Source organism: Methanosarcina siciliae T4/M, assembly GCF_000970085.1.
Classification (GTDB): Archaea; Halobacteriota; Methanosarcinia; order Methanosarcinales; family Methanosarcinaceae; genus Methanosarcina; species Methanosarcina siciliae.
Genome location: NZ_CP009506.1, coordinates 3,618,613 through 3,629,441, shown reverse-complemented (window position 1 = coordinate 3,629,441; position 10,829 = coordinate 3,618,613). Strand labels below are relative to the sequence as shown.

Genomic DNA, 10,829 nt, shown 5'->3' with positions numbered 1-10,829 from the left:
TCTTTTATTGAAACCATCTTTTATTGAAACCATCTTTTATTGAAACCATCCTTTATTGAAACTATCTTTGCTTCTGCTGATATTTTCCTGCCTTCGCCGGCACCCTTATCCTTTACTTAGCTTTGCAACCTTAATCAGTTCAGCCTTAACCAATAAGCTTCCCCATAAAATAACCTGGCTTTGCACCCGTAATTTCTACATTAGCGTACTCCCCGGGCTTGAGGCCGGAGCCGCTGATCACAACAGGCCGGTAGGCGTCCGTGCGTGTGAGGACATCTCCCATTTCCGTGTATTTCGAGACAAAAACCCTGCCTTTCCAGCCGATCATCTCCTGCTTGGACCCGAGCTTTATCTGCTCGCAGACTTTGTGCAGAGCATGGGACCTCTGTACGGAAATCCGGGAATCGAGGTTCCGGAAAGAAAAGGCTTTAGTGTGAGGGCGGGGAGAGTATCTGGAGATATTGATCTTTTCCGGGCGGTATTTTTTTACCCACTCCACCGTTTCTTCAAAATCCTCATCGGTTTCATCACAGAAACCAACAATGATGTCAGTAAAAAGAGAAAGGTCTTCGAAGCGGGTGCGGAATTTCGTAATGATTTCATCCACAGCATCCATTTTATGCAGGCGGTTCATTCTTTTCAGGACGGAGTGGGAGGCAGACTGGATAGGGAGATGCAGGAGTTTGAAAACTTTATCGGAGTCGAAGGCGTCCACAAGCTCGTCCAGGATGGGAAGGACGGAAAAGGGGTTCATCATCCCTACCCTCACCTTAAAGTCTCCGGGGATTTCCGAGATCATGCACAGAAGCTCGGGGAGTTTGACACCCGTATCCATCCCGTACTGGCTGTCGTCCTGGGAAGTGAGCCAGATTTCCCGGCAGCCTTCTGCAACTGCGGAGCGTATATCTTTTACGATGTCTTCTGGAGGAAAAGAGCGGAGCTTTCCCCGGGCATTCTTTACGATACAGTAAGAGCAGGCGAAATTGCATCCCTGGGAGATCTGGCATATATGGATATTGGGGTTGGAGCGCTCGCGAGGCACATTAAGGAAGCCCAGGGGTTCGGAAGTCCGCAGTTCAAGGTAACCTCCTGCCGGCAGCCCTTCCGCCATCCTTCTTTCAATTAAGGAGAGGAGTTCACCCAGGCGGGAAATCGCATTTACTCCAAGGATATGGGCTTCAGGGTTTGCATGGAGGATGTCTTCAAGCTGGACTTCGGGCATGCACCCTGAGACTATCACCTGCACACCTTTTTCGCCCATACTGCGGACCTTATAGAGGATTTTTTGTTCTGTTGTGTACTTGACCGTGCAGGAGTTGCAGATATAAACCTCTGCCTCCGCGGCAGCAGCTGGACCCAATAATTCATGCCCGAGCCTCTCAACGCTTGCTTTCATGATTTCGGCTGACGCAAGGCTTGCAGAACAGCCAAAACTCTCAAGATATACCTTCATATTTTAACTCGAAATTTTTGAGGTTTGTGTTTCAAAAGAGAGGAAGGAAAATGGATGAAAAAAGTGAAAAAAAGATTTACAGGTAAAGTGGAGTCTCCCGCTTATCCTTAATATAGATACTGTCCGTGAACCTGATAGCTCCTGATGCTCCCATGGAGATCGTGTGTACTCTGGCATCCCCGCCTCCGAAAAGATTGACTTCGCGCAGGAAGTGGCCCGGAGTTACGGCTGTTGCGGAAAAAATGACATCCTTACCCGGAACAAGTTTTTCAGTATCAAGAATATCATTAATGTTCTCAAGGGTAATTCCCATCGCTTCGAGCCTGGGCATCTTTTCCTCTATTTCTTCATCGATCTTTTCCTTGGTTTTACCGTTTGCAACGGTTGGCAGGACAAGCCTTGCAAGGATTTTTCCACCCAGGATCTTGATTGCAGCAGCAGTCAGAACCGCTTCTCCCGAACCGCCTGCCCCCATGACCATGTGAATGCCTGAGCCGCGAACTGCAGTTGCAACACCCGGCATGAGATCTCCATCGGTAACCAGCCTTACACGGGCTCCCGCTTCCCGGATTTCGGTTATCTTCTGGGCATGCCTTGGGCGGTCAAGGATCACGACTACAAGTTCCTCAACCTTTCTTCCAAGGGCTTTTGCAACGATTTCGAGGTTATGACTGACAGGAGCATCAAGGTAGATCCTTTCGCCAGGATGCTCTTCTTCATACCTGACGACATCGGGTCCTACAACAATCTTGTCCATATAGATATCAGGGCCGTGGAAGATTCCTCCCCTTTCAGCCATTGCCATGACCGCAACCGAGCCCGGGCAACCGTCTGCCGTAAGGTTTGTGCCTTCCAGGGGGTCGACTGCAATATCAACCTCGAGATCTCCGTACCCTGTCCCGACCTCTTCTCCTATATAAAGCATGGGAGCCTCGTCCCTCTCTCCTTCCCCTATTTTAATTATGCCTTTCATATCAAGCTTGTTCAGCATTCTTCGCATGGAGGCGACTGCTACCTGGTCGGCAAAGTGCTTGTCCCCGCGTCCCATCTGATAGGCTGCGGCAATTGCAGCAGCTTCGGTTACATGAATGAGCCTGGGCAGTAACCTGTATTCAATCGGCCCGGCAGACTCAAACATCTCTTCTACGGTCTTTGGATGAGGCATGATGATCGACTCTTATTTTTTGCTTCCTGATAATATCAAGATAATAAAAACTTTTTCTAACTATTCCCTTTGTCTGTTAATGTGATCTGTTGACACAATACTATATTAATGAATCTATTAGAAAGACCTTAATAAATCTATTAGAAGGACCTGAAAGCAGATATTTATCTTATGAAATGTTTATCGAAGGAAACCCTATAAAAAACAATAATAAAATAGCATCTGGTTGAGTTGAACCTCTATCGAATATGAAAAACTAAACACTAAAACTTATTATTCCGTATGACTGAAGTAAAAACTTAGAGAACCGAATAGGTGAAAAATATATGAGAATCCATTGCCTGCAACACCTTAAAAATGATACCCTTGGAAGCATAGGGGTCTGTGTGTCCCTGAAAGGGCACAGGCTTACAAAAACCCTGCTCTACGAAGACCCTGTCTTTCCTGAACCCGAAGAGTTCGATATGCTCCTGATAATGGGTGGCACCATGAGTGTCTATCAGGAAGAAGAGTTCCTGTGGCTGAAGCCTGAAAAAGAGTTTGTGAAAAAAGTGATCGATGCAGGCAAACCCGTGCTTGGGAGCTGTTTTGGGGCACAGCTGATTGCCGAAGTCCTGGGTGGAAAGGTTACCAGGAACAGGTTCAAGGAAATAGGCTGGCACAGGGTAAAAGCTTCAGCAGGCGAAAACCTGAACAGCGAAGCAGGGTTAAACTCAGAACTTCCTTCATGCCTGTTTCCCGAATTTACCGCATTCATGTGGCATGGAGACACTTTTGAAATCCCGACAGACGCAGTAAGACTTTTCGAAAGCGAAGCCTGCCCGAACCAGGGTTTTATTTACAGGGGAAACATACTCGGGCTGCAGTTTCACCCTGAAGCTGACAGGCAATGGATAAGAAATCTTATTAAGGACTCGGGGCATGAGCTGGTTGAGGGAAAGTTCATTCAGCCCGAAAAAGAAATACTCAGGCACGAACACCTTCTTGAAGATTCTCAGAGTATTGCCTTTTCTTTAATGGACTGGTTTGAGGAAAAGTGTGGTAAATTGAAGTTAAATAAGCAACTGAAATAACCGGGCAAATCCGTATTACTTTAAAGCCTGCTCATTTTAAGAAATCTGCCAGCGCAACCCTCTCAATCACAAGTTCCGGGATATGTTCTTCTCCGGAAGCCTCTATTTCTGCATCTGTAATTCTGAAGAGAGAAAGGATTCCCTGCCTTTTGGAATCGGAATAAGCAAGCAGTTCGGAACAGGGTTTTTCTTCAAGGACCTTCCGAAGTTCGGAGAAAGCAAGAAGCAATTTGTCCATTGTTCCAAGCAGCACGAAAACCACATTATTTTCTCCTTCGTGCAGTCCTATAGAAAAACTCCTTTCAATTTGCCTCTCTCCGGCTGCATAACGCATAATCTCGATTCCCGGATCTTTTGCCACATTTGTGCCTGTCGCGACAGCTTTGAGAGCTTTTCCCACTGCAAAATGAAGATGCCTTTCGCCTGCGATCAGGTCGGTGTTCAGGCCCTGAACTATTACCTCGTTTTCGGAAGCGATTTTGTTTATTGTTTTTAGAAAACCGGGAAGGTCCGGTATTCTCACCGCTCCGCAAATAAGCTGGATTTCCCTTTGCATTTCCATACTCCTGCCATATCCCGGGCTTTACAATAAGGATTTCGGTCGGAAAAAATGCGTGAGGAAAGGAACAGGCACTTTGAACCCTTATATAAATTTTTTTATGCTTCAAAGTAACAAATATAATCAAGAATAAAATTTATTAAGTGTGTATATATATAGTATGGGAGTTAATAAAATGATTTACACTTAAGAGGGGATGGGAACTGAGTTCATCTTTTCCGGGAAGGTGTTAGAAATCCTGAAGAAAAAAGTAAAGTCGGAGTTCTGTTTCTGTTCGACTATTCCAGTCAATGGCCTTACTGCGATCTATAAGGAGACCGAAGAAAGGACGGAACTTATAACAGCCTATATAAAAGCAGGCCTGCAACAAAACGAGCATTGCATCTGGATTGTCCCGGACCCAGAGAGTGCGGAATTAGCAAAAGAGTTACTTTCAAACTCAGAGCTTGATATCGAAAACTATATGGAGAAATCCAGGCTTAAGATTATTCCCCTGCAGAAAACAGAAACCATTTCTGCCAAACAGCCCGAAGGCTCAGGGATCTATTTTGATTGGAACGCAGGGGTTCCTCAGAAAGAGATTCTTAAATTTATTCACACCGGAAACTGGCGACACCTGCGCATCAATCTTGAAGTAAAACCCTTCAGAAAATCAATTTCCGGCTCCCTTAAGGAACTGAGGAGCATCCTTGACGAAGACATACCTGAAAAGAAAATCAGGCCGCTTTTTACGATTAAAGAGGAAGAACTTTTACCCGGAGAGGTTTTTGACATCATAGAAGCCGGGGAGAAATTGCTGGTCAACAGGGACGGTAAATGGAAATATCTCAAAATAAAACATGAAAGTAGAGATAAAAAATTTAATACATTAATTGAGAGTTCAAATGACTCTATTCTCATATATGATATGAAAGGCAGGGTCATGGAAGCAAACCATGTAGCCTGCGAAATTTTGGGGTATACACGCAGCAAAATGCTCGGAAAACACATCAAGGATTTGCGGACCGGCATCCACCTCACTGAGTTTGGAAAGCATATCGAGAAACTAAAGCAAACCGGATATTTTATTTTTGAGATGGATTCCCTTAGGAAAGATGGAACGGTTACCCCTCAAGAAATCAATAACAGGCTAATCGAGTACGAAGGAAAAGCCGCGGTACTGTCCATAGGAAGGGATATCAGTGAACGGAAAAAGAACGAAGAAGCCCTGAGGGCTTCGGAAAGAAAATACAGAACTCTTTTTGAAGAGTTTCCCGGAGGAATAGCCCAGTTCGATGCAGGCGGAGTTATTGCCCTCTGCAACGAGAGTTTTGTAAACCTCACCGGAAACCGTGAAAATGAAAAAATCAGCTTTAGTTTGCTGAGCCTTTTAGATGGGGGGAAACCGGATGGAAAAAGTGGAACATGCCTCCCCGAAGTTTCTGTTCACCATGATCTGAAGCACATCTCCGGAAACGGGAAAGGGGAGATACCTGTTACGATAACATACAAGCCACTAATGTCTGAAAACTCCGGACTTGCCGGCGGAATTGTGCTTGTTGAGGATCTCACAGAAATAAAGAGACTGGAAACTGTACGGCTTCAACAGACAGAATGTCTTCGAAAACTGGTGGATTCTGTACCTGTCCCCGCATTTTGTAAGGACAGAAGTGGAATATATATTGCCTGCAACGCAGCTTTTGAAACTTTTATGAGGATGCAAAAAGAAGAAATCCTCGGGAAGTCCATGCATAATTTTACCCCCTCCGAAATTGCCGAAAAATGCCACGCAATGGATATAGAATTGTTAAAACATAAAAAAACCCGGGTCTATGAAACTTCTATTAAGTTTGCTGACGGTTCTATGCATCAGATAATGTTCAATAAGTTAGTGTTCAGCGGTGTGACCGAAGAAGACTCGATGCTTCTCGGCATTATGATTGACATAACCGAACGCAAGCAGGCCGAAGAGAAAATGCTTCAGGCAAAAATAGCTGCTGAAGCTGCAAACAGGGCGAAAACAACTTTCATTGTCAACATGAGCCATGAACTGAGGACTCCCCTGAACGCGGTCATAGGTTTCTCGGACCTTCTCTTAAGTGAAACTGTCGGACCCCTTAACGAGAAACAGAAGAGGTACACGGAAAATATTTCGAAAAGCGGGAGTCATCTGCTTGACGTGATCAATGATGTGCTGGACATCTCGAGGCTTGAACTCGGAAACATCGAACTTTACTATGAAACAGTGGACATATCAGGAGTAATTGAAGAGGTACAGAGAGTTCTCTCCTCCTTCGCCACGGAAAAAAATATCCTCATAGAATATAAGGTCGAGCAGGGCCTGAAAACCGTATATGCGGACAGAGTAAAGTTCAAACAGATCCTTTATAACCTCCTGAGCAATGCAATTAAATTCTCATCCGAAGGCGGAAAAGTAAACATTAATGCAAGATCTGAAGAAGACATGGTTGAAATCAGTGTAAAGGATGAAGGAATCGGCATCAATGAAGCTGACTATTCCAGAGTTTTCCTGCCGTTTGTGCAGATTGATGAGTCCATATCCAGGAAACAAGGGGGAATTGGGCTTGGCCTTGCGCTTGTAAAAAGATTTGTAGAACTCCACGGAGGACAGGCATGGGTTGAAGCCAGCCCCGGAAAAGGCAGTACCTTCGCCTTCAGAATTCCAAAAAGACCTGAAAAAGAAATCCGGGAAAAAGAAGTCACAAATCCTTTACAGACCCTGTACAGCCTTGAAATTGAAAAAGAAGAAGAAAAGCTTGGGGAAAAAAGATAAAATCAATATTAAGAGAGGAATTAAAAGTGTTTTATCCCGAAAATGAAAGTGAATTTGGAGCTCACAGAATCAATAAGGATGGTTCATGGATATGACTTTAAAGATGCATTGAAGAACTTGGAATCCAGCCAATACTTGCAAGGGTAAGACATCCTCAGAAAAACGGAAAATCGAAAAATGATTCGATACGGCACAATCGCTTCGGCAAGGCTCTGCTTTGGGTTGCCGTGGACTGCGGAGTGCATAAATTCACGAATTATTGCACCGTCTTTTGTAATGTAGGGTTCTACCATTTCATATCCTGTTTTTAGCTGCATTCAGAACTACTGAGGCTGGCAACTATATAACTATTTTTGAATTATAAAGAGGATGATACTTCGTCTTCCTGTAAAAGTTCTGAAAAAAACTCAGGGCAGTCCGGGATCAAGCTGGCATCTATCAGAATCAAAGTCAGGTAAAAAGGCCCTCCACCTTTAATTTCCACAGGAGAGGAATCCAGAAAATCCCGGATGTCAGTGGGGTGCTCAAGAAAAAACTTTTCAAGCTCAGGTTTGTTCAGATTTTCTTTGCCTGGGAGGCCTGCGGCATAGATTTTGGAAGCTAACGGGGTTCCGGCTCTTGCGTCCAGAACGAGGACAAAAAAGGAATACAGGCCGCGCGGAAGATCAAGCATGTATCTGGACTCTGCATCAAGCTTGGCTAATAAAAGGTTCCTGGTCTTTTTCCTGTAAACCCCCAAAAGCAGTACCTTATCTTCGGACAGAAGTTCCTGGATCGTGTCCGGCAGGAAAAAACTCCCGAAGACGAACGTTCCCACTTCATAAGTCGAAGTCACAAAATCGTTTCTGACAAACAGCATGCCGTCCTGGTCCGAGAACGAATACCCCATATTGCCCTGAAGATCGATTATCGGGTATTTGCCCGCAACAGCATCCTTCCAGAACCTTTCACGAGCTTTGTCCTCTATTCGGGACAAAAGGTGTATACATTCTTCAACAGTAATACCTTCCAATAGTAATCTCTCCCACTGATTCAGCGGTTGTTTCCAACCCGATTTCCCCATTCAAAAAAACCTTTGTAAAATAAGAGGTCACAGGAGATAAATCTCAATATAATATAGAAAACTTCATAATATAAATGCATAGACATGAAAACAGACCAAATAATTAAGAATCCGGGTAGAAATCCAGATCGATTCAGATAGAAATTCGATAGAAATCCGGATAGAGAAACATATAGAAATTCAGAAAAAATAAGGAAAAAATAAAGAAAAAAATAAGGAAAAAATAAGGAAAATTATCGAAAAAAAGAAAAAAACCTTGAATTTCACGGCATATAAGAAAACTGGATTTTACTCGATTTTTTCTATTCTCTCTTTCTTGACAAAGGGCTTACTGATTTTCGCTGGCATCCATTCAGGTCTGTTTTTTGGGGCTGCGACAGTTTGCTTCCATGCTTTGAAAACATGAATTTTCTTTGTCCCGCGCTCCCTGAGCCGGATTACATCCGGTTTTGATTTGGTCCCAGCGCTCCTGTTTGCAGCTTTAAGGGCGGCCTGCCGTGGCTGTTTACCAGTGAAAACTCCGTGTTCGTTGCCATCTACATCCCGTAGAACAAAATTTCTTGTGTCAGACATAAGGGTCATCTCCGAAAATATGTTATTAGAGACTAATAAAATCGAAAGTATATATAATTTTTCTTTAAATGTTGTCTTCAGTTCTTGGTTTACGAAAAATTCCCCTAAAATAAAGAATTGTGTATATATTAATTTGAGCTGCCCGGCGATGAAAAAACAAAATCAATAGCAGCATTATGAAAGTTTAATGAGGAATCCCGACGAGATGACTTTCGAAATGTTCCGGCTAATTTCTACAGGTCGATCAGGTAAAAAATTTTGAAACTCATCTTACCTTTTCCGCCTTTTTTTTAAGGGCGTTGTTCATATCCCCGAAACTGCGTACAGTACCTTTCTCTATAGACCATGAAACACTGATAAAAGGAATTGCAATTCCACTAAATTTTTCTTTCTGAATAAAACGTACCCTGTGGCCTGAAATTTCTTCCAGGAGAAAACTATGTTCCCCATCAAGAATCCCCGGGAGAAAAAAATTCCCTTTCCAGGTAAACTCTTTTTTTGGCTCCAGCCGGATGATCTTTGGGTGAAGAGTCACGCCTTTTTCCCATTCCGGCTTCATAAAGACTTTAATTTTGCTCCCAACTTTTGCTTCCCCGCTGATTTCCCTTATGTAAGGGTTCCACTGGGGATAGGCTACGAAATCCATAAGGATCTGCCAGACGCGGTCCGCAGAAGCGAAGATCTCAATTTCCGTGCTTATTTCTTTTTTGAACCCGATGGTTGCAACTCCTGTATCATTTTTCCTGATTTCTCATAGTCTATCAAAGGCAAACTTATTAACTCTGCTTATTTGAACCGGAAGCAAGGAAAATAAATTATGAAAAAGGGGACTCCGGTGATACTTTCAATTCGTGAATTCAGTTAATTTATTTAGTTATCCTGTGTGAAGTTGGCTGTTCAACCAACTCATTCAGAATCTATCTAAATCAGCCATTCTCAAGATAGGGATTTAGGATGTTTCTTTAAAGAGCAGAAGACCTGCTCAAAGACCATTTCACTAAAAAACATTCAGGACATGCCAAAGAGCTTTTTCTTCAACTTTCGCTTTGCACTCCCATACATCTGCTTCAGGATGATGGGCGTGGGGGTACTTTTCCCGGCAGGGGCAACTTTTCCTTCCCTGATCGCCCTGAGCACTACCTCGACTGTGTTTTCGGAAGCATCGATTTCAGTATATGCTTGCCCTACCATTTCCGGGACATGGGAGTCGCTCCCTGCAACGGCCGGGATTCCAAGCCTTTCTGCCTCGGCTAAGGCTTTCCTGTTGGCTCCGTTGAAAAGGCAGCGAGAATTGAAGACCTCAACCGCATCCGTATCAAGCCCTTCAAAACTTCCGATCCCGTGAGAGCTGCTCTTGAAAGGATGAGGGATGATGACCGTGCCTCCGAGTTTTCGAGCCCTGCGGATAGTTTCTTCCGGGCTCAGCCGGGGCTCGATATCCTCCTTAATTCCCAGAACCAGGATATGTCCTTTTGAGGAGCTGACCTCCACGCCGGGGATAACTGTGATTTCGAGGCCAAGCTCCAGGGCTTTTTTTGCACAGGCAAGCCCGCCTTCAACCGTATCATGGTCACAGATAGCAAAACCGTCAAGGCCTCTTTTGAGGGCATTCTGAAGGATATCCTCATGGCGTGACTCGCTATCTTTTGAATGCTCGGAATGTACGTGAAGATCGAATTTCATGATAATATAAAAATGCGAGTTGAAGTTATATAAATTTTGAAACTTTCGAATTACTTCTTAGAAAATATTTCTATGCGTTATACGAATCAACAAAAGTGATTATAGGAATGGAAATACAAAAACAGAATCCTGTAAACCGAATGTTGAAGAGATCACCGGAACAGATGGATCAGGGCAAGCAGACTGAAACAATGAAAAAAGGAGGAATCACGAACGGGCACTTGTATGTCAAAAATCTGGTGTAGGGGTAGTTTAGGATATAAGGAGGGTTTGGTGTCTTCAGTAGACGCCCGTTCGCAAATAAACAAACAACTTCAGGGTATAAATGTCTTTCGTAGGTATACGAACAGTATTCAGACTCTACAAAAGAATTTCCGAAATGAAAAAAATTAGTAAATGTGTCGTTAATATACAAAAGTTATTATATAATTAGAAAAGCTTTTAATTCATCAACATCGGGAAAAAATCAACAAAAACGACATACTGC

9 protein-coding genes and 1 pseudogene are annotated in these 10,829 nt (G+C 43.6%); 3 read left to right on the top strand and 7 right to left on the bottom strand.

Annotated elements, in window-relative coordinates; genetic code table 11:
- Window positions 1-145: 145 nt before the first annotated feature.
- Both MSSIT_RS15150 and glpX read right to left on the bottom strand, forming a co-directional pair.
- Window positions 146-1,453 (bottom strand): tRNA (N(6)-L-threonylcarbamoyladenosine(37)-C(2))-methylthiotransferase, encoded by a 1,308-nt coding sequence (locus MSSIT_RS15150; protein ID WP_048173420.1) that lies wholly within the window; start codon window positions 1,451-1,453, stop codon window positions 146-148.
- A 76-nt stretch (window positions 1,454-1,529) separates the two neighbouring features.
- Window positions 1,530-2,618 carry a class II fructose-bisphosphatase gene (gene glpX, locus MSSIT_RS15145; RefSeq protein WP_048173419.1) on the bottom strand — a complete coding sequence of 363 codons (1,089 nt, stop codon included), beginning with the start codon at window positions 2,616-2,618 and terminating at the stop codon, window positions 1,530-1,532.
- Between the two features lie 326 nt (window positions 2,619-2,944).
- Here glpX and MSSIT_RS15140 point away from each other — a divergent pair, with 326 nt between their 5' ends.
- The gene (locus MSSIT_RS15140) at window positions 2,945-3,691 is read left to right on the top strand and encodes a type 1 glutamine amidotransferase (protein ID WP_048173418.1); all 747 of its coding nucleotides are present in this window, start codon (window positions 2,945-2,947) and stop codon (window positions 3,689-3,691) included.
- Window positions 3,692-3,722: 31 nt separating this feature from the next.
- On the opposite strand, the gene cgi121 is transcribed toward MSSIT_RS15140, so the two are convergent.
- Window positions 3,723-4,253 (bottom strand): KEOPS complex subunit Cgi121, encoded by a 531-nt coding sequence (gene cgi121, locus MSSIT_RS15135; RefSeq protein WP_394296896.1) that lies wholly within the window; start codon window positions 4,251-4,253, stop codon window positions 3,723-3,725.
- Between the two features lie 193 nt (window positions 4,254-4,446).
- Between cgi121 and MSSIT_RS15130 the strand changes: the two genes are divergently transcribed.
- Both MSSIT_RS15130 and MSSIT_RS23545 read left to right on the top strand, forming a co-directional pair.
- Complete coding sequence (locus MSSIT_RS15130; protein ID WP_231589887.1) at window positions 4,447-7,023, top strand: PAS domain S-box protein; 2,577 nt, start codon at window positions 4,447-4,449, stop codon at window positions 7,021-7,023.
- Between the two features lie 20 nt (window positions 7,024-7,043).
- Window positions 7,044-7,226, top strand: a pseudogene (locus tag MSSIT_RS23545) (IS481 family transposase); the annotation flags it as partial.
- A 155-nt stretch (window positions 7,227-7,381) separates the two neighbouring features.
- Here MSSIT_RS23545 and MSSIT_RS15125 read toward each other — a convergent pair.
- The 4 genes from MSSIT_RS15125 to MSSIT_RS15110 form a co-directional block, all read right to left on the bottom strand.
- Window positions 7,382-8,035 (bottom strand): hypothetical protein, encoded by a 654-nt coding sequence (locus MSSIT_RS15125; RefSeq protein WP_048173417.1) that lies wholly within the window; start codon window positions 8,033-8,035, stop codon window positions 7,382-7,384.
- Between the two features lie 339 nt (window positions 8,036-8,374).
- Window positions 8,375-8,659, bottom strand: coding sequence for a non-histone chromosomal MC1 family protein (locus tag MSSIT_RS15120; protein ID WP_048173416.1), 285 nt, complete (start codon window positions 8,657-8,659; stop codon window positions 8,375-8,377).
- A 265-nt stretch (window positions 8,660-8,924) separates the two neighbouring features.
- Window positions 8,925-9,359 carry an SRPBCC domain-containing protein gene (locus tag MSSIT_RS15115; protein ID WP_261789148.1) on the bottom strand — a complete coding sequence of 145 codons (435 nt, stop codon included), beginning with the start codon at window positions 9,357-9,359 and terminating at the stop codon, window positions 8,925-8,927.
- Window positions 9,360-9,667: 308 nt separating this feature from the next.
- Window positions 9,668-10,342: a PHP domain-containing protein gene (locus MSSIT_RS15110; RefSeq protein ID WP_048173414.1), complete on the bottom strand. Its 675-nt coding sequence runs from the start codon at window positions 10,340-10,342 to the stop codon at window positions 9,668-9,670.
- Window positions 10,343-10,829: the final 487 nt, after the last annotated feature.

Bases quoted from the DNA above. Each gene is read 5' to 3' on its own strand.
- MSSIT_RS15110 (WP_048173414.1), bottom strand. From the start codon at position 10,342: ATGAAATTCGATCTTCACGTACATTCCGAGCATTCAAAAGATAGCGAG.
- MSSIT_RS15150 (WP_048173420.1), bottom strand. From the start codon at position 1,453: ATGAAGGTATATCTTGAGAGTTTTGGCTGTTCTGCAAGCCTTGCGTCA.
- glpX (WP_048173419.1), bottom strand. From the start codon at position 2,618: ATGCCTCATCCAAAGACCGTAGAAGAGATGTTTGAGTCTGCCGGGCCG.
- MSSIT_RS15120 (WP_048173416.1), bottom strand. From the start codon at position 8,659: ATGTCTGACACAAGAAATTTTGTTCTACGGGATGTAGATGGCAACGAA.
- MSSIT_RS15140 (WP_048173418.1), top strand. From the start codon at position 2,945: ATGAGAATCCATTGCCTGCAACACCTTAAAAATGATACCCTTGGAAGC.
- cgi121 (WP_394296896.1), bottom strand. From the start codon at position 4,253: ATGGAAATGCAAAGGGAAATCCAGCTTATTTGCGGAGCGGTGAGAATA.
- MSSIT_RS15130 (WP_231589887.1), top strand. From the start codon at position 4,447: ATGGGAACTGAGTTCATCTTTTCCGGGAAGGTGTTAGAAATCCTGAAG.